Source organism: Janthinobacterium sp. 75, from assembly GCF_004365495.1.
In the GTDB taxonomy this organism is placed as follows: domain Bacteria; phylum Pseudomonadota; class Gammaproteobacteria; order Burkholderiales; family Burkholderiaceae_D; genus Janthinobacterium.
On record NZ_SORD01000001.1, the window covers coordinates 4265850 to 4285819 of the forward strand.

The 19970-nt window shown below is 65.2% G+C and carries 20 protein-coding genes and 1 pseudogene; 9 read left to right on the plus strand and 12 right to left on the minus strand.

Annotated features, from left to right (window positions below):
* Positions 1-44 precede the first annotated feature (44 nt).
* The 3 genes from C8C89_RS19375 to C8C89_RS19385 all read left to right on the plus strand — a co-directional run bounded on the left by C8C89_RS19375 (position 45) and on the right by C8C89_RS19385 (position 2331).
* Complete coding sequence (locus C8C89_RS19375) at positions 45-878, plus strand: HDOD domain-containing protein (RefSeq protein WP_243858120.1); 834 nt, start codon at positions 45-47, stop codon at positions 876-878.
* A 92-nt stretch (positions 879-970) separates the two neighbouring features.
* Positions 971-1402, plus strand: a complete 432-nt coding sequence (locus C8C89_RS19380; protein ID WP_133993546.1) for a hypothetical protein — start codon at positions 971-973, stop codon at positions 1400-1402.
* 8 nt (positions 1403-1410) lie between these two features.
* Entirely contained in the window at positions 1411-2331 is a 921-nt protein-coding gene (locus C8C89_RS19385; protein WP_133991930.1) for a DUF2145 domain-containing protein, read from the plus strand.
* On the opposite strand, the gene C8C89_RS27400 is transcribed toward C8C89_RS19385, so the two are convergent.
* From C8C89_RS27400 to C8C89_RS19420, 8 genes and pseudogenes are all read right to left on the minus strand, one after another.
* Complete coding sequence (locus C8C89_RS27400) at positions 2332-2937, minus strand: flavin reductase family protein (RefSeq protein ID WP_133993548.1); 606 nt, start codon at positions 2935-2937, stop codon at positions 2332-2334.
* Positions 2938-3375 (minus strand): annotated as a pseudogene (locus C8C89_RS27405) (GNAT family N-acetyltransferase); the annotation flags it as partial.
* Positions 3376-3421: 46 nt separating this feature from the next.
* A complete protein-coding gene (locus C8C89_RS19395; protein WP_133991932.1) occupies positions 3422-4051 on the minus strand; it encodes an NAD-dependent dehydratase in 630 nt (209 codons plus the stop codon).
* A gap of 65 nt (positions 4052-4116) precedes the next feature.
* Positions 4117-4500 carry a nuclear transport factor 2 family protein gene (locus C8C89_RS19400; RefSeq protein ID WP_133991934.1) on the minus strand — a complete coding sequence of 128 codons (384 nt, stop codon included), beginning with the start codon at positions 4498-4500 and terminating at the stop codon, positions 4117-4119.
* Between the two features lie 30 nt (positions 4501-4530).
* Positions 4531-4728, minus strand: a complete 198-nt coding sequence (locus tag C8C89_RS27540; protein ID WP_279587399.1) for a hypothetical protein — start codon at positions 4726-4728, stop codon at positions 4531-4533.
* 74 nt (positions 4729-4802) lie between these two features.
* Positions 4803-5387: a TetR/AcrR family transcriptional regulator gene (locus C8C89_RS19410; RefSeq protein ID WP_208327733.1), complete on the minus strand. Its 585-nt coding sequence runs from the start codon at positions 5385-5387 to the stop codon at positions 4803-4805.
* Between the two features lie 59 nt (positions 5388-5446).
* Positions 5447-6727 carry an arsenic transporter gene (locus C8C89_RS19415; protein ID WP_133991936.1) on the minus strand — a complete coding sequence of 427 codons (1281 nt, stop codon included), beginning with the start codon at positions 6725-6727 and terminating at the stop codon, positions 5447-5449.
* Positions 6728-6848: 121 nt separating this feature from the next.
* Positions 6849-8516: a DUF4394 domain-containing protein gene (locus C8C89_RS19420; protein WP_243858122.1), complete on the minus strand. Its 1668-nt coding sequence runs from the start codon at positions 8514-8516 to the stop codon at positions 6849-6851.
* Positions 8517-8713: 197 nt separating this feature from the next.
* Here C8C89_RS19420 and C8C89_RS19425 point away from each other — a divergent pair, with 197 nt between their 5' ends.
* Positions 8714-9001 carry a DUF6150 family protein gene (locus C8C89_RS19425; protein ID WP_133991938.1) on the plus strand — a complete coding sequence of 96 codons (288 nt, stop codon included), beginning with the start codon at positions 8714-8716 and terminating at the stop codon, positions 8999-9001.
* Between the two features lie 149 nt (positions 9002-9150).
* Positions 9151-9516, plus strand: a complete 366-nt coding sequence (locus C8C89_RS27195) for a hypothetical protein (protein WP_208327734.1) — start codon at positions 9151-9153, stop codon at positions 9514-9516.
* Here C8C89_RS27195 and C8C89_RS19435 read toward each other — a convergent pair.
* The 3 genes from C8C89_RS19435 to C8C89_RS19445 are packed head-to-tail and all read right to left on the minus strand — an operon-like array spanning position 9464 to position 15197.
* On the minus strand, positions 9464-10843 hold the full coding sequence (locus tag C8C89_RS19435) for an efflux transporter outer membrane subunit (RefSeq protein ID WP_133991941.1): 1380 nt from the start codon (positions 10841-10843) through the stop codon (positions 9464-9466). The genes C8C89_RS27195 and C8C89_RS19435 overlap by 53 nt on opposite strands.
* Positions 10843-13989, minus strand: a complete 3147-nt coding sequence (locus C8C89_RS19440; protein WP_133991944.1) for an efflux RND transporter permease subunit — start codon at positions 13987-13989, stop codon at positions 10843-10845. The genes C8C89_RS19435 and C8C89_RS19440 overlap by 1 nt, the downstream gene beginning before the upstream one ends.
* A 44-nt stretch (positions 13990-14033) precedes the next feature.
* The gene (locus tag C8C89_RS19445; protein WP_101481027.1) at positions 14034-15197 is read right to left on the minus strand and encodes an efflux RND transporter periplasmic adaptor subunit; all 1164 of its coding nucleotides are present in this window, start codon (positions 15195-15197) and stop codon (positions 14034-14036) included.
* A 133-nt stretch (positions 15198-15330) separates the two neighbouring features.
* Here C8C89_RS19445 and C8C89_RS19450 point away from each other — a divergent pair, with 133 nt between their 5' ends.
* Positions 15331-16083, plus strand: coding sequence for a response regulator (locus tag C8C89_RS19450; protein ID WP_101481026.1), 753 nt, complete (start codon positions 15331-15333; stop codon positions 16081-16083).
* Positions 16083-17168 carry an ATP-binding protein gene (locus C8C89_RS19455; protein ID WP_101481025.1) on the plus strand — a complete coding sequence of 362 codons (1086 nt, stop codon included), beginning with the start codon at positions 16083-16085 and terminating at the stop codon, positions 17166-17168. Before C8C89_RS19450 ends, C8C89_RS19455 begins: the two co-directional genes overlap by 1 nt.
* Here C8C89_RS19455 and C8C89_RS19460 read toward each other — a convergent pair whose 3' ends face one another.
* Positions 17169-18056 (minus strand): LysR family transcriptional regulator, encoded by an 888-nt coding sequence (locus tag C8C89_RS19460; protein ID WP_133991947.1) that lies wholly within the window; start codon positions 18054-18056, stop codon positions 17169-17171.
* 114 nt (positions 18057-18170) lie between these two features.
* Here C8C89_RS19460 and C8C89_RS19465 point away from each other — a divergent pair, with 114 nt between their 5' ends.
* Entirely contained in the window at positions 18171-19175 is a 1005-nt protein-coding gene (locus tag C8C89_RS19465; protein ID WP_133991949.1) for an aldo/keto reductase, read from the plus strand.
* A 107-nt stretch (positions 19176-19282) separates the two neighbouring features.
* Positions 19283-19921, plus strand: coding sequence for an NAD(P)H-dependent oxidoreductase (locus tag C8C89_RS19470; RefSeq protein WP_070306009.1), 639 nt, complete (start codon positions 19283-19285; stop codon positions 19919-19921).
* Positions 19922-19970 lie beyond the last annotated feature (49 nt).

The window sequence follows — 19970 nt, forward strand, 5'->3', positions numbered from 1 at the left end:
GCCTGATAAGATGGGGCATTGCTACTTCTCGCTCCCCCCTATCCATGCACGTCAACACGCTCAGCAGCCTGGCGCAACTTTTGGCCAGTGCCGAAACGGAAACCCTGGCCTTTCCCACCAGCATCAACACGGCCCTGCTCCTGCAAAAGGAACTGGCCAACCCGGATTGCCATTCGTCCGACATCAGCCGGCTGCTGCTGTGCGAACCGACCTTGTCGGCACGTGCCGTGGCGCTGGCCAATTCGGCCCTGTTCTCGCCGGGCCAGGCGCCCGCCATCACCAGCGTGCGCGCCGCCGTCGAACGGCTTGGCCACCGCAACCTGTATGCGCTGGCGACGGCGGCCGTGATCCGCCAGTTGAACGCCGGCATCCGCGACGAAGCCTTGCGCGCCCGGGCCACCCAGCTGTGGGCACACACCGTGCACGTGGCGGCGCTGGCGCATGCGCTGGCTGGCACCGTCACGCACACGGATGCCGATACGGCCCTGTTCGCCGGCATCGTGCATGAAGTGGCCGGCTTTTACATGCTGGCCCAGGCCGACAAGACCCCGGGCCTGTACGCCCAGCTGGAAATCCAGATGGCATCCACCCTGGAAGTGATTGGCCGCGCGCTGATGCGCCAGCTGAGCGTGCCGCTGCCCGTCGCTGATGCCGTCAATGCCTTGCCCGGCTCGACCATCATGCTGCCGCCCGAAGGCTTGCGCGATACCCTGCTGCTGGCCAAGGCGCTCGCGCCCGTGCCCTCGCCGCTACCGCAGGCCAACGTCACCGTCAGCGCTCCGCTGCAAGCCTACCTGGAGCACGATCCCGTGCTGCAGGCGCTGCGCACCGAGCCGTCGGCCGAAGCAAAGGGCCTGATCGAGGTACTGCTCAGCTGATAGCCGATCTGCTATGATGGCGCAGCCGGGATGGACCCGGCCCCGCTTTCATTGACGTCCACTGGAAAACTGCCTTGACTACCTCCCTACGCATGCTCGGCCTGGCCGCAGCTTTGACCATGGCGTGCAACGCCAACGCCGACAGCTTCGTTTCTTCGGCCTCCAGCGCCGGTTCCCAGTCGAGCGGCAGCATTTCCGATTCGCTCAACGGTTCGAGCAACAGCTCCTCGCGCGACAACAAGGTGGCCAATGGCCCTTACCGCATCATCGACGTGGCCGCCATGCCGGGCCGCGACGGCATGACGCGCCTGACGATGCAGGCCGATGCCACGGCAACGCCGCTGGTGCTGGACTTGCCGCAAGCGGCGCTCGACAAGCAGCAGCTGGCGCAGGGCGACATGGTACATGCGCAAAACCGCGCCTACGGCATCGAATTCTCGCGCGACGACACGCGCGCCGCCTTCTTCCTCGTGCTGGCCGATGACTGGTACGGCGAACTGGCCACGCGTCCCGTCAGCCTTTGATCCCTCGTTTGACCTCGCGTCACCTGGCGCGGCTGCTGGCCTGCTGCGCCGCCCTGGTCCTGGCTGGCACCGCCCAGGCAGCTACTTCGCTCGCCTCATCGCGCTTTTGCGACCGCGCACAGGAACTCACGGCCACGGAGCAGGATCGCCTGTTGCGCTTTGCCGCCGTGGTGCGCGAGGAGCTGGCCGCCAGCGAAGGCAGCGTGGCCCTGATCAGCCGCTCCGGCCTGGACCTGGCCCGCTTCGGCATCCGCTATTCGCACGCTGCGCTGGCCTGGCGTCATGACGATGACAAGGGCTGGTCCGCGCGCCAGCTCTACTACGCCTGCGACGAAGGCCGCCCGCGCATCTTCGACCAGGGCACGGCCGGTTTCGCACTGGGTACGGACAATCCCTCACTCGGCTACATCTCTGTCGTGAAACTGCCTGCGGAAACCGTGCCGCCCCTGCGCCGCGCCCTGCTCGACCCGGTGCGCGTGCAGCAGTTGCTGGCTGGCCGCTACAGCGCCAACGCCTATGCGTTCAGCCTGAAATACCAGAATTGCAATCAATGGGTGGTGGAATTGCTGGCCGCCGCCTGGGGCGAGCTGGCCGAGGGCAGTGATTTGCGCGCGCGCGCCCAGGACTGGTTGCGCGCCGCGCCGTATGCGCCCGCCCCCGTCGACGTGGGCGCGCGCTGGCTGATGGTCGGTTCGATTTTCGTCCCCCTGGTACATATGGACGACCATCCGCCGGAGGCCATCGGCACGATGCAGCTGGCAGTGAGCCTGCCGGCCAGTCTGGAAGCGTTCGCGCGCCAGCGCCTGCCCGCCAGCGAACGCGTGGAAATCTGCCACGACGGCAAGCAGGTGGTGGTGCACCGGGGCTGGGAACCGATCGCCGACGGCTGCGTGCCCGGAGCAAACGACCGTATCATCGCCCTCGATTAGTTAGGTATCCGCGTCGAGCGCTTCGCCAATCGCGTAAAAGCGCCCGCCCGCGATATAGTGCAGGCTGCGCCAGGATGGATCGGCCTCCTCGAAATGCCAATGCCCGTCGCGAAACACGCGCGTATCGGCCCAGGCGCCCACCACCTCTCCGATGAACAGATCATACGCAGCCTGGTTGTGCGGCTCGGGAATCAAACGGCAGGCCAGCCAGGCTGAGCAGCCGGCGACGAACGGTAAATCAAAACCTGCCATGTGAAACAGCTGCACGCCGGCGCGCGCCAGCTTGTCGGGCTGCGCGTCGAGGCTGTGCGTGCCCACGGCATACGTCAGTTGCAGCTGCGCCGCCGTCGGCACCTGGATGACAAACGTGCCACTGCTCTCGACCAGCGCGCGCGTGCGCGTGGCCTTGTCCAGCACCACGGTCAGTTTCGGTGGCGCAAAATCAAGGGCGCAAGCCCAGGCGGCGGCCATGACGTTGTCGATGCCAGCATGGCGGGCAGAGACGAGGATGGACGGGCCGTGGTTGAGCAGGCGATAGGCTTTTTCCAGTGGCACGGGGGCGATATGACCATGTTCAGGCTCCCCGTTTTTCAGGGACAGGTGCATATCCCACTGGTCGATGCCTGGCCCGAAGCCGTCCGGCGTCACTTTAACTGTCTCAAAACCGAAGCGCGCATAAAAACCCTGCGTGTGCTGGCTGGTATTCATGCTCACGCTGGCGACTCCCGGCAGGGCACGGATGGCGTCCAGGCGCGCCTGCGTCAGCGCGCGGCCCAGTCCCTGCCCATGCAGATCCTGCGCCACCATGCCCCAGCACAGGCTGGCAACGGCGCCGCCCGCGTCCAGCGCATGGCCGCCGCAGGCGACGATGCGCGCGTCACCATCGACGATGCGCTCGATGACCAGATACGGGTTCGTCGACGTATCGAGCCAGGCGGCAAAGCCGGCGCGCTCCGAGAGGTCGAAAAAACGCGGCGTATTGCCATCGAAGAGGGCCAGGCAGCTATCGCGGTCACTGGCCCGGTAAGGACGTACTGTCTGCATTGTTATCCTTTCAAAAACAGGAAGGGAAATTAGTCGGCTCCGCCCTTCACAGCAGATGTTCCGACGTCACCACATGCACGCCTGGCGCAGCGGCGATGGCCGCCTCCAGCAAGGCACGGGCGATGCGCGGTGCGGGATTGATGCGCCAGCGGCGCGGCAGCACGGGGCCCAGCACACGCAGGAGGCGCAAGGCGGCGCCCTCGCCCGCCCGGGCCAGGTCGCGCTCGCCGCCGATCAGGCCGGGGCGCACATGCGTGAGGGAGGCAAAGCCCAGCGCTTCCAGGTCGCGTTCCAGCTCGCCCTTGACCCGGTTGTAGAAAAAGCGCGAAGCGGCGTTGGCGCCGGCGGCGGAGTTGAGCGCATACGTGCGCGTGCCGGCCGCCAGTGCCAGGCGCGCCACGGCCAGGGGATAGTCGTGGTCGACGCGCATGAACATCTGCCGCGTGCCGGCCACCTTCATGGTCGTGCCCAGGGTGCAGATGACGGCATCCGCCTGCCACCAGGGCGCGTCGGGCGGCAAGTGATCGAAGTCGACGACGGGCGCTTCCAGTTTTGGATGCGCCGGCAAAGCCTTGCGCGCTGGCGCCACAACCTTGCTGACGCGCGCGTCCATCAGCGCCAGGCGCAGTACTTCGCGGCCCACCAGGCCGGTGGCGCCTATCAGTATCAGTTTCATTCCTTCTCCCCGCATGCTCGACGCCACACGATACAGCATCTGATGCCCCTGTACCCGCCTGTGCGTCAGGCGCCTGCGTGCGTGTGATAGATTTTGCTGACGATGCTCCACTCGCCTTGCACCTTGAGCAGGTTGAAAAAGTCGGTGAAGCGGAAACCCGAGATATCATCCGTGTCGACGCGCGCACTGGCGGCCGTGCCCACGATATCGACGCGCACGATAGCCGCCTGCGCCTGCGGCGATGGCCGGAAGGCACTGTCGATGATCTCGAACAGGCCCTCGATAGGCCCGCCCGTCAGTTTATCTTCGCCATCGACGCCGAAAATGGTGGCCTGGCTGCTGAAAGCCGGGCGCATGATGCTGCTGTCGGCCTGCGCGCCGCCCGCATTGTATCGATTCAGCACGGCGACAATCGCCTGGTAATCCTGTACATAAGTGGTGTTGTTCATGTTGCGCTCCCTAGTTGGGTGAAAAAGAAATCAGTACGGGCTTGCGAGCCAGTCGGTGTAGCCATGGGCGCCACCACCGTAATACGCCTCGCGCGGTGCCACGGCCAGCGCCACGCCATCGTCGTCCATGCGGCTGCGCGTCAGCGGCGCCATGACGATGCGGTTCGCCAGGGCCAGCGCACCCAGTTTGACGGGAGAAAACAAATCGCTTTCATGCTGCTCGATCATCGTATTGCTTTCATGTTCTGTGAGAAAAAACCGACATAACTGACCGGTCGTCTAGTTTGTGATTAAAAAAATGCCTACGACAGCAGCCGTTGCGTGGTCACCATCGCCGAGTCGAACGGCCCGCCGTTCCTGGCGACCTTGACCATCAGGGAAGCGCCCAGCCACAACTGGTAAAGGGACTCCGCCAGCATCCGCGCCGGCGTCGTCGTCGCCACGGAACCGTCGAGATGGCCCGCTTCCACGCACAGCATCAGGCGTTCCAGGATGGCGCCCGTGCCTCGCTGCAGCACGGCGCCCATGTCCACCGACAAGTCGCACACTTCGGCACCCAGCTTGACCACCAGGCATTTGCCTTCCGGCGCGCTGCTTGCCTGGGTCGCGCTCCAGTTGTCAAAATAGGCCAGCAGGCGCTCACGGGCATTGCCAGGCCCCGCCAGCAAGGCGTCGACCGTCTGCAGATAGCTGCTGAAATAATCGTCGAGCAAGGCTTGCCCAAACTCTTCTTTCGACTTGAAATAATAGTAAAAGGAACCTTTCGGCACGCCGGCCGCCGCCACCAGTTCCGCCAGGCCCACGGCCGTGTAGCCCTTCTCTGCCATCAGTGCCTTGGCGATATTGATCAGGTGCTGGCGCATGTCAGCGGAGGATTTTTTGCTCATGCGACCAGTATAGCAACAAATCTGACCGATCGTCTAGTAAACGATATTCGCCTCTGGCATCACCCCAGGCGCAGCGCCAATGCCGCCAGGGTCACCAGCAGCACGGGCACGGTCAGCACGATGCCGACACGGAAATAGTAGCCCCAGGAAATGTGGATATCCTTGCTGTCGAGCACATGCAGCCACAGCAAGGTAGCCAGGCTGCCGATAGGCGTGATCTTCGGCCCCAGGTCGCTGCCGATGACGTTCGCGTAGATCATTGCTTCGCGCACAGCTCCCTGCGCCGTCGTGGGGTCGATGGCCAGCGCACCCACCAGCACCGTCGGCAGGTTGTTCATCACGGAAGATAATAACGCCGTCAGCACGCCCGTGCCCATGGCCGCGCCCCACACGCCGTACTGCGCAAAGTGATTCAGCATGCCCGTCAGGTAAGCCGTCAAGCCCGCATTGCGCAAGCCATACACGACCAGATACATGCCGAGCGAAAAGACAACGATATGCCACGGCGCATGGCGGATCACGTGGCGTGTGGAAATCACGTGGCCCTTGGCCGCCACGCCCAGCAGCAGTGCGGCGCCGGCGGCGGCGATCAGGCTGATCGGCACGCCGAGGTGTTCCTGGGAAAAAAAGCCCACCAGCAGCAGCGCCAGCACCACCCAGCCGGCGCGGAAGGTGGCCAGGTCGCGAATGGCGGCGTCCGGGCGTTTCAGCTGCGCCACTTCATAGTCGCGTGGAATATCCTGGCGGAAAAAGAGCAGCAAGGCCGCCAAGGTTGCCAGCACGGCGACGACGTTGACGGGCACCATCACAGACGCGTACTCGGCAAAGCCGATCTTGAAGAAATCGGCCGAGACGATATTCACCAGGTTCGACACCACCAGCGGCAAGCTGGCCGTGTCGGCGATGAAACCGGCCGCCATCACGTAGGCCAGCGTGGCCCTGGTGGAAAACTTCAGCGCCCGCAACATGGCGATGACGATGGGCGTCAGGATCAGCGCGGCCCCATCGTTGGCGAACACGGCGGACACGGCGGCGCCCAGCAAGACCAGCAAGACAAACAACTTGCGCCCGCTGCCGTCGCCCCAGCGCGCCACGTGCAAGGCGGCCCATTCAAAGAAGCCGGCCGCGTCCAGCAGCAGGCTGATGATGATCACGGCGACGAAGGTGCCAGTGGCGTTCCACACGATATGCCAGACGACGGGGATGTCGCCCCAGTGGATCACGCCGGCCAGCAAGGCGACGCAAGCGCCGATGACGGCGCTCCAGCCGATACCCAGGCCGCGCGGTTGCCAGATGACGAGGATCAGGGTAGCGAGAAAGATGAGGAAAGCGGTCAGCATGCGGCTATGGTCCCGTGCGATGCGGCATCGCGGGCACCATGCGCCGCAGCCTGTGAATGTCAACAATAATTCCATAATACTGGAATTATTGAATGAATGCAAAGGCTGCGGCGAAGCTGCCCTATTTCAGTACGATGGCGATATCGCTCAATCCCACCGTCCCATTGCCGATAGCCGACAGGGCCGGCGTGGCCGCACCGCCGCTCAGCACCGCCGCCCCCGTCGCCAGGTCAATGCGGTACAGCGAGCTGGGGCCGCCGGCCGCCGTGCGCAGGGCCGCCAGCGCCAGCCCGTTGGCGCCGCCCGCGATATCGAAGCCTACGTCGCCCGCCACGGCGACACCGAGCGCGCCCGGCAGCCCCACATTGGCCAGGGTGCCGTCATTCGGCGGGTTTTGCAGCGCGAGACTGGCGCTGGCCGTGTCGATATCGAACAGCATGGTCGTCACCGTGCCCGCAAAGCTGTTGGTATAGGCCGCTGCCGTGACGACAGGCGCCGCACCCGCGCGGTTGATGGCGCCATCGGTGGTGGTGGCGCCCGTATCGACATTGATGCGCAGGCTTTGCCCCGTGTTACCGATCACGCGCAGGCGGTCGGCGACGGGATTGAAGTCGACGCCGAAGGCCGTGCCGGCGATGGCCGTGTACGGCGCGCTGGTGTCCGCCGCTTCGGCCGCCAGCGTCGCCTTGACGGTGACGGCGCCCGTAGCCGGGTCGATGGTGACGATACGGCCCGTCGAGGATATCCCGTACAGCAGGCCATCCTTGGGACGAATATCAAAGCCCAGCAGGCGCTCGCCCGCCGCCAGGCCCGTGACGGCCACGTTGGCATCGAGCGTGTTTGGCGTAGCCGTCTTGAAGGTGACGATGCGGCCATCGTCCGTCAAACCGTAGGCGACGGGCGCCGCCAGCGGCGTCAAGGCGATGCCGCGCAGCTCTTCCGTCACGCCGATGGCCGCTACCAGGGTCGCCGGGGCGCTGGCCGCCGCCAGGTTGACGCTGTACAGCTTGCGCGCACCGGCCACCGTCATGACGGCGTAGCCCGTGTTCGTGCGCGCATCGATGTCGAAACCGGCCACCGCCGTGGCGGTGACGCCCAGCGGCACGGCGCCGGCCAGGGTGCCGTTGTTCGGCGGATTTTGCGTGTACAGGGTAGCGTTGACCCCATCGATGACAAATAAAGTGGTGCTGGCCGTGCCGGCGAAACTGTTGGTATAGGCGGCAGCCGTGATGGCGGTGCTGGCCACGCCGCCATTGATGTTGCCATCCGTGGTGGTGGCGCCCGTATCGACATTGATGCGCAGGCTCTGGCCCGTGTTGCTGACGATGCGCAGGCGGTCGGCGACGGGGTTGAAATCGACGCCAAATTCCGTGCCGGCCAGCGCCGTGTAGGGCGCCGTGGTGTCGGCTGCATCGGCCGCCAGGCTGGCTTTCACGGTGGCGGCGCCCGTGCTGCCATTCAAGGTGTAGATGCGGCCCGTGCTGCCAACGCCATACAGCTGGCCATCGGCGGGCCGGAAATCGATGCCCAGCAGGTTTTCCCCCGCCTGCAGGCCCGTCACGGTGACCGTGCTGCGAATGGTGCCCGGCGCGGCGCGGTCGAACGACAACAGTTTATTGCTGGCCGTTAGCACAAACACGTCGCCCGTGACGACCGCTGGCGGCGGTGGCGGCGGAGGCGTGACGACGACATCATCGTGGCTGTCGCCGCCCCCGCAGGCGGACAAGGTGATGGCGACGGCGGAAGCGAGCAACAGCTTGGCAAATGGCAAGGATGGCAGTGTGGACATGAGCGTGACTCCGGTAAGTGAGTGAATGGAAGTGCCGCCCAAGCCGCTGTTGCAGCGAGCGCACCCCGGTACTACCCCCCATGCGCGCTTTTGGATGCAGCGGTGGAAAAAAAGTGTCTCCACCGCCGTTTTTAATTGTCGTTAAGCAACATAATCGATGTATAGTCGCAGGCACGATTGAAACAGGAGGCAGGACAGTGGCGCGCATCTTTCAGACCAACAACATGGCCGAAGCCGACTTGCGGGTGGCCATCGTGCCGCGCGGCAACGCCGACTTGTTCGTGCACCGCGTTGCCAGCCTGGGCCTGGCGCATGGCGACGCGCAGTGGTTCATCACCCGTGAGCGCCAGGATGCCACGGCCAGCGTGTATTTCACCTCGCAAGGCTTTGCGCAGCTGACCATCTGTTTTGTCGACCAGGCCAGCGAGGCAGGCTGGGCCAGGCCACATCGGTACAAGGGCTGCCTGTCGCACGGCGGCGCCTGACATCAGGCGGAGGAGCGCGTCATGGATTTGATTTTGCCGGAACCCGCCAACCCTGACCTCGTGTTCGGCAAGGCGCCGAACACGAGGTCAGGGTTGGCAACGATGCCATCTGGGACGATGGCGCCACATTCCAGGATAGGACGAACTGCATGGAACTGGTTTCGCTGCACCAGGGCCAGGGCATACAGCAGCAATTAACGACAGACGTCAGCAACGCGGCGCGCATCCAGGGGCGCCCCGTCATCGCCATCGCCCTGCGCGACGCCCTGATCAGCGAAATCGAGTTGCAAACCCATCCCAATGACATGCCGACCGAGCAGTTCAAGCTGCGCTTGACGGAAATCCTCTGGACCGACAGCCTGCACCAGGCGGACGGCCAGCCTGCAGCCGAACACACGACGGGCTGGAGCCTGGAGCGCAAGCGATCGATCGGGGCGTGTACGGGCCAGGCCCGCGCAGCGACTACTCTTCCAGCCCTCCCCCCAGCGCCTTGTACAGGGCCACGGCCGACTTGAACTGGTCGCGCCGCACGTCGAGCAAGGTTTGCTGGGCCGCATATGACTGGCGCTGCGCATCCAGCAATTCCAGGCGACTGTCCTGGCCCGCGTCGTAGCGCAGCTGCGACAGGCGCTGGCGCTGCTGCGCCGCCACCACCACGCGCTGCTGCGCATCGATTTGCTGCGCATACGTGGCGCTGCCGGCCAGGCCGTCGCGCACGTCGCGAAACGCCGCCTGGATCGCTTGCTCGTACTGCAGCACGGCCACGTCCTTGCGCAGGCGCGACAGTTGCAGCTCCGCGCGCAGCTGGCCGCCCTGGAACAGGGGCTGGGTGATTTGCGGCGCGAACGACCAGCTGCGCGCGCTGCCACGGAACAGGTCACCGAGCTCCGGGCTGGCCATGCCCAGCGACGCCGTCAAGGACAGACGGGGGAAGAAGGCGGCGCGGGCGGCGCCGATTTCCGCATTTGCCGCCACCAGCGTGTACTCGGCTTGCAAAATATCGGGCCGGCGCACCAGCAAGTCCGACGGCAGCCCGGGCGGCAGCTGCGTCAGCACGGGCTGGCCGTCGAGTGCGCGGCCGGCCGGCAAATCTGCTGGCAGGGGCGCGCCCAGCAGCAGCTCCAGGTTGTTGCGCGCCAAGGCGCTGGCCCGCTCCCGGGCCTGCACATCCGCTTCCGCCGTGGCGGCCTGCCCTTCGGCCTGCGCCACGTCCAGGCCACTGCCCTGCTGCGCGCCGTGCAGGCGCTGCGTCAAGATCAAAGCCTGGCGCCAGTCGGCCAGGGTTTGCCGGGCCAGCGCCAGTTGCTCTTCCGCCAGCCGCTGTTCCAGGTAGGCATCGGCCACGGCCCCGATCAAGGCCATGTGCGCGGCGCGCTGGCCCTGCTGCGTGGCCAGGTAGCGGGCAAACGCGGCGTCCGACAGGGAACGCAGGCGGCCGAACAGGTCGATCTCGAACGCGCTCATGGCGATGCCCGAAGTGAACTGATTCTGTGTCACCGCATCGGCGCCGCGCTGGCGCACACCGCCCGCATTGGCGCCGATGGCCGGAGTGCGGCCCGCATCCTGGATCTGGTACTGGGCCCGCACGGCTTCCACGTTGAGCGAGGCCACGCGCAAGTCGCGGTTGTTTTCCAGTGCGATGTCGACCAGGCGCTGCAGGCGCGCATCGAGCAGCATCTGGCGCCAGCCCAGGTCGGCCGCAGTGTCCGCCATGCCTGGCGCCACTGTCGGCGTCGCCTCATAACTGGCGGGAATGAGCGGCGCCGGCTTGACCAGCGGCGGCGTCAAGGAACACGCCGACAAGGCCAGCGCAGCCAGCGGCGTAATAAAAAATAAACGCATTACAACTCTCCTTCCACCGCCTTGACGGCGATGCGATTACTGCGTTTGTTGAAGTACCTGCCCATCTTGTCCACGGCGCCCAGCACCACGACAAAGAACACGGGCACGAAGAACACGGCCAGCACGGTGGCGGTGATCATGCCGCCGAACACGCCCGTGCCGATTGCATGCTGCGTCTCGGCGCTGGCGCCCGTGGCCAGCATCAGCGGCACGACGCCCAGCGCGAACGCCAAAGACGTCATCAGAATCGGGCGCAGACGCAAGCGGGCCGCTTCCACTGTCGCTTCGACCAGCCCCTTGCCCTGCGCCTGCAACTGGCGCGCATATTCGACGATCAAAATGGCATTCTTCGCCGACAGGCCGATGATCGTGATCATGCCCACCTTGAAGAACACATCGTTCGGCATACCGCGCACCATCACGGCCAGCACGGCGCCAAGCAATCCCAGCGGCACCACCAGCATCACGGAGACGGGAATCGACCAGCTTTCATACAGGGCCGCCAGCACGAGGAAGACCACCAGCATCGACAGTGCCATCAGCATGGGCGCCTGCGAAGCCGATTCCTTCTCTTGCAGCGACTGTCCCGTCCACGCCAGCGTGAAGCCGGGCGGCAGCTGTTTCACCAGACGTTCCATTTCCAGCATGGCCTCGCCGCTGGACACGCCGGGCGCCGCGCTGCCCGAAATGCGCGCCGCCGGATAACCCTGGTAGCGCACCAGTTGCAGCGGCGATTCGCTCCACACGGGGCGCACCAGCTCGCCCAAGGCCACCATGCCGGCCGCGTTGTTGCGGATGCGCAAGGCCAGCACGTCGTTCAACTGCATGCGCGCGGCGGCATCGGCCTGGATGATCACTTGCTGCATGCGGCCAGCATTCGGGAAATCATTGACATAGGTCGAGCCCATGGCCGCCGTCAGCATGTCGGCGATGGCTGTAAATGACACGCCCAATGCCTCGGCCTTGGTGCGGTCGATATCGAGGCGCACGCTGGCGCCGGGCGGCAAGCCGTCCGGATACACGCCCGCCACCTTGCTGCTTTGCGCGGCCAGGCCCAGCAACTCGTTCTGCGCCGCCTGCAAAGCGTTGATACCCTGGTTGGCGCGGTCTTGCAGGCGCAGGGAAAAGCCGGACGAGTTGCCCAGTTCATCGATGGCGGGCGGCATCAGGCTCATGATCACGCCCTCCTTCGCCTGCGACATGGCGGCCTGCGCCAGCGCCACTTCTTCCTGCGCCGTGGCGCCCTTGCGCTCTTTCCAGTCCTTCAGCATGGTGAACGCCAGGCCCGCATTTGGTCCCGCGCCGGAAAAGCTGAAGCCGAGGATCGATTGATTCACCTCAATGCCGGGCCGCGTGGCCACGTGCTGCTCATACAGTTTGACGACATCGAGCGTGCGCTCCATGGTGGCGTCGGACGGCAGCTGGATCGAGGTGATGAAATAACCCTGGTCTTCCTCGGGCAAAAAGGCCGATGGGAGCTGCATGAAGGCCACGCCCAGCGCCGCGACGATGGCGCCATACAGCACCATCGAACGGCCGGCGCGTTTCAGCATCGCCACCACGCCCTTTTCATAGCGGGCCGTCATGCGCTCGAACTGGCGGTCGAACCACAGGAAGAATCCCTTTTTATCGTGGTCGTGCGGGCCGATCGGTTTCAGCATGGTGGCGCACAGGGCCGGCGTCAGGGTCAGCGCCAAAAACGCCGAAAACAGGATCGACACGGCCATGGCCAGCGTAAACTGGCGGTAGATGGCGCCCACGGAACCGCTGGCCAAGGCCATGGGGATGAACACGGCAGTCAGCACCAGGGTGATGCCGACCACGGCGCCCGTGATTTCGCGCATCGCTTTCGACGTCGCTTCCTTTGGCGACAAGCCTTCGGTGGCCATCAGGCGCTCCACCGCCTCCACGACCACGATGGCGTCATCGACGATGATGCCGATGGCCAGCACCATGCCGAACATGGTCAGTACGTTGACCGAATAGCCGGCCAGCAGCATCACCGTAAAAGTGCCCATCAGGGCAATCGGCGCGACGATGGCGGGAATCAGCGTGTAGCGTATCTTTTGCAGGAATAGGTACATGACAAGGAACACCAGTACCATCGCTTCTAGCAAGGTGACGATGACCTTTTCAATCGAGATTTTCACGAACGGCGCCGTGTCGAACGGCACCGAGTACTTGATCCCGGCAGGCATGGTGTGCGCCAGCTCGGCCATGCGCGCGCGCACGGCGGCGGCCGTCTGCACGGCGTTGGCGCCCGGCGACAGCATGATGGCGGCACCAGACGCGGCTTGTCCGTTTTCGCGGATGCTGAAGTTGAAGCTTTGCGCCCCCAAGGACACGCGCGCCACGTCGCCAATCGTCACTTTCGAGCCATCCGCATTCGCGCGCAGCACGATGGCGGAAAATTCGGCCGGCGTTTGCAGCTGGCCCTGCACCGTCAGCGGAATGGTGACACGCTGGCCTTCGACGGCGGGCGAGTCGCCCAGGCGGCCGGGCGCAATCTGCGCATTTTGCTGCGCGATGGCGGCCGTCAGCTCGCCCATGGCGATGTTGTACGATACCAGTTTGGCCGGGTCCACCCAGATGCGCATGGCCCGCTCGGAGCCGAACAGCTGCACCTTGCCCACGCCGGGAATGCGGCGCAGTTCTTCCGTCACATTGCGCGCCAGGTAGTCGCCCAGCGCTACTTCATCGTGCTGGCCATTCTCGGAGATCAAACTGACGATCATCAAAAAGCCCGACGACGCAGATTCCACCGTCAGGCCATTTTGCCGCACGGCTTGCGGCAGGCGCGGTTCGATGGCTTTCAGGCGGTTTTGCACGTCCACCTGCGCCATTTCCGGATCGGTGCCGGGCTGGAAAGTGACGGTGATCGAGGCCGAACCCGACGTATCGGTGGACGACTCGAAATACAGCAGGTGCTTGACGCCAGACAGCTCGCGTTCAATCAGGCCCACCACGGAATCGTTCATGGTTTGCGGCGTGGCGCCAGGGTAGTTGGCGCTGATGCTGACGCTAGGCGGCGCCACGGAAGGAAAGCGCGCAATCGGCAATTGCGGTATGGCGATCAGTCCGAACAGGACGATGAAGACCGCCACCACCCACGCAAAGACGGGGCGGTTGATGAAAAATTGAGGCATGTGATTAAACCACTTTCAGTAAGTACACTTTCAATGCGTACGGCTCAGCGCACGGCGCTGACGGGAGGTGCTTTGGCAACGGCGGCAGCGCGCTTCCACGGCTGGGGCGCGGCGGTGGCGCCTGGTTGCAAGCGTTCCTGGCCTTCGATGACGACGGTTTCACCGGCCTTCAATCCGCCGTTGACCACATACTGGTGCTCGACCACGTCGCCCACGGCAATCGGTTTCAGGCTGGCTTTGTGCGTGCCATCGAGCACCCAGGCCTGCGCCTGGCCATCGCTGCTGCGCAAGACGGCTTGCTGCGGCACGAGCACGCCATTTGCCTGCACGGCGCGGGCGATGCGGGCACGCACGAACATGCCCGGCAAGAGCTGGCGCTGCGGATTGTCGACCAGCACGCGGATGACGGCGTCGCCCGTGCCCGCATCGACGCTGATGCCCGAGAACAGGATGCGCCCCGTCACGGGATGCGGCTGGCCGTCCGCGCCCAGGATCGTCACGGGCAGCTTGTCAGCGCCTCCGTTGCCTGAGGCTTGCAGCGCTGCCAGCGCGGCGGCTGGCTGGCGCACGTCGACATACACCTTGTCGATTTGCTGGATGCGCGCCATCGGCGTTGCATCGGCAAGGCCCACGAGCGCGCCTTCGGTCACCAGTTCGGAGCCGATGCGCCCGGCAATCGGTGCCTCGATACTGGCAAAGGCCAGGTCCAGGCGGCGGCGCGCGAGGCTGGCCCGCGCCTGCGCCACGGTGGCCACGGCTTGCTCGCGCTGGGCAACTGCATCGTCATATGCCTGGCGGCTGATGGCGTCCGCCTCCACCAGCGGTTTCAAACGGTCGGCCTGGCTGCTGGCGCGGTTCGCCGTGGCCACCGCATGCTGCAGGGCGGCGGCGGCCGAATCGACTTCCGCCTGGAACGGCGCGGGGTTGAGCTGGAACAGCTTCTGCCCCGCCTTCACTTCGGCGCCCTGCTCGAACTGGCGACGCAGCACGATGCCGCCCACCTGCGGGCGGATATCGGCCGTGCGGAAGGCGGCCACGCGGCCCGGCAATTCGTCGCTGAGGACCACGGGCGCCGCTTGCAGCTTGAGCACCGTCACGGCGGCGGGCGGTGCGGCGCCTTCTTCCGGCGCGGGTTTGGAACAGGCGGCAAGGCTGAGCAGTGCCGCGGCGATGAATATGTTTTTCCTGGTGAGGTACTTTACTGGCATGACTTTTCTCTATGGCGGATCCCAACCGGCGGTCCGGTCGACAGATAAGCGCAGCATAAAAGCCTTGCGTGGATGTTTCGTCAAAGAAATGTGGAGATTCGATGGAGAGCGCGAAGAATGCTAGACTATTTATATGAACTATCATCACAGCGCCACGCAGCCCTCGTTTCTTGCCACCATACCCCCTTCCGCCCTCGTCCTGATCGCTGAAGATGAACCGCAAATCGCCCGCATCCTCGCCGGTTACCTGGAGCGAGATGGCTACCGCACGGCCTTCGCCCTGGACGGCCAGGAAGCGCTGCAGCAGCACCTGGCGCTGGCGCCGGACCTGCTGCTGCTCGACGTGCAAATGCCCAAGGTCGATGGCTGGGGCGTGCTGACGGAAGTGCGGCGGCGCGGCGAAACGCCCGTCATCATGCTCACGGCGCGCGACCAGGATGCGGACAAGCTGGCCGCCCTGCGCGTGGGCGCCGACGACTACATCATCAAGCCCTTCAATCCAGCCGAAGTGGTGGCGCGCGTGGCGGCCGTGCTGCGCCGCTCGCGCGTGCGCCACCACCCGGTGGGCGGCCAGCGCCTGCGCTGCGGGGCCATCGAAATCGACCAGGAAACGTATGTGGCCAGCGTGCTGCGCGAAGGCGCGCCCCAGCCCCTCATGCTCAGCCTGACGCTGACGGAATTTCGCCTGCTGGCCCACCTGGCGCGCACGCCGCGGCGCGTCTGCAGCCGCCTGGAATTGCTGGAGTCGTGCATGCCCGAGAGCAATTCGCTGGAACGCACGGTGGACAGCCATGTCAGCAAGCTGCGCAAGAAGCTCGAGGAAGCGGGCGTCATGAACATGCCGGCCAGCCTGCGCGGCGTAGGTTACCGGCTGGAAAGCGACTGATGCGCTTCACAGGCTTGAACCGGCAGATCGTGCTGTCGATGTCCGTGCTGATGGTTAGCAGCATCCTGCTCATCTGGATGGGTTCATGGATCTTCTTTGCCGTCGCCTTCAAGATCGACCCCAACATGCTGTCCGAACCCGACGACTGGTCGCCCAGTACCGTCGAGTGGCTGTGGATCTTCGCCATCACCATCTTCGGCTTGCTGCTGGCCGCGTTTTTCGCCATCAAACTCGCTTCGCGCATCCTGAAACCCATCAATTCGGTGATGGACAGCGTGCGCCGCGTGGCGCATGGCGACCTGTCCGCGCGCGCCTTCGCGGGCGACCGCAGCCTGGGCGAGACGGCCATGCTGGTCGATGACTTCAACAGCATGGCCGAGCGCCTGCAGCGGGCGGCCAAGGAAAGCGAGACGTGGAATGCCGCCATCGCGCACGAACTGCGCACGCCCGTGACCATCCTGCGCGGCACCTTGCAGGGTGTGGTCGACGGCGTCTTCAAGCCCGAAGAAGTGCCGTTTTCCAGCCTGCTATCGCAAGTCGAGGACCTGGGCCGCCTGATCGAGGACTTGCGCACCCTGAGCCTGGCCGACAGCGGCTACATGCAGCTGCGCATGGCGTGGACGGACCTGACGCTGGAAATCGAGGAAGTGGGCCGCCTGCTGGCGCCGGACATGGAAGCGGCCGGCTTTTCCCTGCAGTTGCACCTGTCCGACCATCCCGTCTGCTGCGACGCCGCGCGCATCCGGCAAATCGTGCTGGCCCTGCTCGACAACGCGCGCCGCTATGCGCATCCGGGCCTGCTGCGCCTGCGCACCCGCGTACAGGCCGGCCAGTACTACCTGAGCGTCGAGGATGCGGGTCCCGGTATTGCCGAGGAACTGGCGCCGCACGTGTTCGAGGCGTTCCGCCGCGGCGACAGCGCGCGTGTCGACCTGAACGCGGGCAGCGGCCTGGGGCTGGCCGTGGTCGAAGCCATCGCCCGGGCCCATGGCGGCAGCGCGGTGTGCACGCGCGGCAAGGCGGGCGGCAGCCTGTTTACGATCAAGTGGCCGGTCGAGCATGGCGCGCCGCCGGCCACCGGCTGACTACACCGGCGGCGCACGCAGCATGTCGACAAAGGCGCGCAATACGGCCGGCATCTGCCGCCTGCTGGGGTAATACAGGAAGTAACGGGACGGCGGCGGCAAGCAGCGCTCCAGCACATTGACCAGGCGCCCCGCCGCGATATCGGCGCGCGCATCGGCCTCGTACACATACGCCAGTCCCGCGCCATCGCGGGCCGCGCGCAGCATCAGCTCATCATCGTCGAATACCAGCGGACCGCTGACGGCGATGCTGACGGCTTCCCCCTCCTGCCCGAACTCCCACGCATACTGGCGCCCGCTGGGAAAACGCCGACCGATACAGGCATGCTCCAGTAGCGCGTGCGGCGTGGCCGGTGCGCCATGCGCAGCCAGGTAGGCGGGCGACGCCACCACCAAGAACGGTTGCGGCGCGCCCACAGGCACGGCAATCATATCGGCCGCCACCTGCTCGCCGAAGCGGATGCCCGCGTCAAAACCGTCGCGCACGATATCGATCATGCCGTCATCGGTAACCAGTTCCACTTGCACGCGCGGATAGCGGGCCACAAAACAGCTCAGCATGGGCGCCAGCAGCAGCCGCGCGGCCGGACGGGGCACGTTCAGGCGCAGCTTGCCTGCAGGCACATCCTGCAAGGTGCTCAGGTCCAGCAAGGCATCATCGATTTCGCGCATGGCCGGCGCCAGGCGCGCCAGCAACTGCTGCCCCGCCTCGGTCGGCGTGACGCTGCGCGTGGTGCGGTTCAGCAGGCGCACGCCCAGGCGCTCTTCCAGCGTGCGCAGCGCATGGCTCAGGGCCGAGGCGGACACGCCCCGTTCGAGGGCCGCCTTGCGAAAGCTGCGCAGGCGGGCGACGGCGGCAAAGGCCGTCAATTCATTCAGGTCAGCCATGATGGAGGAAAAAGATTAATGAGCCATATTCAGTAATACATGCAGAATAAGTGATCTTATCGCATGCTGTTGCTTCGTCCATACTCATTGCATCTTTTTTGACGAGGAATGGAAATGGAATACAGAACATTGGGCAAGTCCGGCTTGCGCGTCGCCCCCATCGGCCTGGGCTGCATGGGCATGAGCTTTGCCTACGGCGGCGCCGACGAAGCCACCTCGCTGCGCGTGCTGCACCGCGCCGTGGAACTGGGCGTCACCCTGATCGATACGGCGGAAGTCTACGGCCCCTACGCCAACGAAGAGCTGGTGGGCCGCGCCCTGAAGCAGCTGCGCGGCAAAGTCAAGGTCAGTGTGGCCACCAAGTTCGGCTTCAAGATCTTGCCCCACGGCCAGGGTGTGGAACGCATGGCGGGCGTGGACAGCCGCCCCGAGCACATCGTCCGCGCCGTGGAAGCATCGCTGTCCAGGCTGGACATCGAGTGTATCGACCTGCTGTACCAGCACCGCGTGGACCCCGCCGTGCCCATCGAGGACGTCGTGGGCGCCATGGCCGATCTGGTGCGCGCGGGCAAGGTGCGCAACCTGGGGCTGTCGGAAGTATCGGCCGCCACCCTGCGCCGCGCCCACGCCGTGCACCCGATTGCGGCCGTACAATCCGAGTATTCGCTGTGGAGCCGCGACGTGGAAGCCGAAGTGCTGCCGGCCTGCCGCGCGCTGGGCGTCGGCTTCGTCCCCTACAGCCCGCTAGGCCGGGGCTTCCTGACGGGCCAGCTCACGTCCAGCGCCGCACTGGCGCCGGATGACTACCGCCACAGCCTGCCCCGTTTCCAGCCGCTGGCGATGGCGGCCAACGCGCACATGATTGCCGAGCTGCAGCGCCTGGCGGCGGCGCGCGGCGCCACAGCGGCCCAGCTGGCACTGGCCTGGCTGCTGGCCCAGGGCGCCGATCTCGTGCCCATTCCTGGCGCCCGCAGCGTGACGCACCTGGAAGAGAATGTGGCTGCTGCGCAGATCACCCTGAGCGAAACCGAACTGGCCGCCATCGGCGCCGCCTTCGCGCCCGCCAGCGTGCAGGGCGCGCGCTATCCACAGCATGAGCTTGCCATGCTTGGCCTGTAGACAACCCCGTTTGAGTGCGCTATACAAGTTCTTTGGCCCTTTGCACTTGAAATGCCTGAATCCGCTATCATTTCCAATCTGAACTATTCATTATGAAAGGGACTTACATGTCCGATTTGCTCGAAACACTGCAATGGCGCTACGCCACCAAGAAGATGGACCCGACGAAAACGGTGCCGCAAGACAAGGTCGAGCGCATTCTGGAAGCCGTGCGCCTGACAGCCAGCTCCAGCGGTCTGCACCCGTATGAAGTATTCGTCGTGACGAATCCGGCCCTGCGCGAGCAGATCAAGCCGCATGCATGGAACCAATCGCAAGTGACAGACGCCTCGCACCTGCTGGTGTTTGCTGCCTGGGACAATTACACGGTTGAACGCATCAACAAGATGTTTGACCTGGTCAACACCGTGCGCGGCTTCAAGAACGAAGGCTGGGAAGCCTACCGCCAGCAAATCCTGGCCACGTATCCGCAGCGCGATGCGGAAACCAACTACCAGCACGCGGCGCGCCAGGCGTATATCGGCGTGGGCACGGCCCTGATCGCCGCGGCGCAGGAAAAGGTCGATTCGACGCCGATGGAAGGTTTTGATCCGGCCAAGGTCGACGAGATCCTGGGCTTGCGCGAAAAAGGCTTGCGCTCCGTCGTCATGCTGCCGCTGGGCTACCGCGCCGACGAGGGCGACTGGCTGGTGGACCTGAAAAAAGTGCGCCCTGCGCGCGAGCAGTTCATCACCGAGCTGGCGTAAGCGCTTCGCCCGTGACTGAAAAGCGGATGCTGGCGACGGCATCCGCTTT

Coding starts and splice junctions, on each gene's coding strand:
- C8C89_RS19375 (WP_243858120.1), top strand. CDS start 45: ATGCACGTCAACACGCTCAGCAGCCTGGCGCAACTTTTGGCCAGTGCC.
- C8C89_RS19380 (WP_133993546.1), top strand. CDS start 971: ATGCTCGGCCTGGCCGCAGCTTTGACCATGGCGTGCAACGCCAACGCC.
- C8C89_RS27400 (WP_133993548.1), bottom strand. CDS start 2,937: ATGCACCTGTCCCTGAAAAACGGGGAGCCTGAACATGGTCATATCGCC.
- C8C89_RS19395 (WP_133991932.1), bottom strand. CDS start 4,051: ATGAAACTGATACTGATAGGCGCCACCGGCCTGGTGGGCCGCGAAGTA.
- C8C89_RS19400 (WP_133991934.1), bottom strand. CDS start 4,500: ATGAACAACACCACTTATGTACAGGATTACCAGGCGATTGTCGCCGTG.
- C8C89_RS27540 (WP_279587399.1), bottom strand. CDS start 4,728: ATGATCGAGCAGCATGAAAGCGATTTGTTTTCTCCCGTCAAACTGGGT.
- C8C89_RS19410 (WP_208327733.1), bottom strand. CDS start 5,387: ATGAGCAAAAAATCCTCCGCTGACATGCGCCAGCACCTGATCAATATC.
- C8C89_RS19415 (WP_133991936.1), bottom strand. CDS start 6,727: ATGCTGACCGCTTTCCTCATCTTTCTCGCTACCCTGATCCTCGTCATC.
- C8C89_RS19420 (WP_243858122.1), bottom strand. CDS start 8,516: ATGTCCACACTGCCATCCTTGCCATTTGCCAAGCTGTTGCTCGCTTCC.
- C8C89_RS27195 (WP_208327734.1), top strand. CDS start 9,151: ATGGAACTGGTTTCGCTGCACCAGGGCCAGGGCATACAGCAGCAATTA.
- C8C89_RS19435 (WP_133991941.1), bottom strand. CDS start 10,843: ATGCGTTTATTTTTTATTACGCCGCTGGCTGCGCTGGCCTTGTCGGCG.
- C8C89_RS19440 (WP_133991944.1), bottom strand. CDS start 13,989: ATGCCTCAATTTTTCATCAACCGCCCCGTCTTTGCGTGGGTGGTGGCG.
- C8C89_RS19445 (WP_101481027.1), bottom strand. CDS start 15,197: ATGCCAGTAAAGTACCTCACCAGGAAAAACATATTCATCGCCGCGGCA.
- C8C89_RS19450 (WP_101481026.1), top strand. CDS start 15,331: ATGAACTATCATCACAGCGCCACGCAGCCCTCGTTTCTTGCCACCATA.
- C8C89_RS19455 (WP_101481025.1), top strand. CDS start 16,083: ATGCGCTTCACAGGCTTGAACCGGCAGATCGTGCTGTCGATGTCCGTG.
- C8C89_RS19460 (WP_133991947.1), bottom strand. CDS start 18,056: ATGGCTGACCTGAATGAATTGACGGCCTTTGCCGCCGTCGCCCGCCTG.
- C8C89_RS19465 (WP_133991949.1), top strand. CDS start 18,171: ATGGAATACAGAACATTGGGCAAGTCCGGCTTGCGCGTCGCCCCCATC.
- C8C89_RS19470 (WP_070306009.1), top strand. CDS start 19,283: ATGTCCGATTTGCTCGAAACACTGCAATGGCGCTACGCCACCAAGAAG.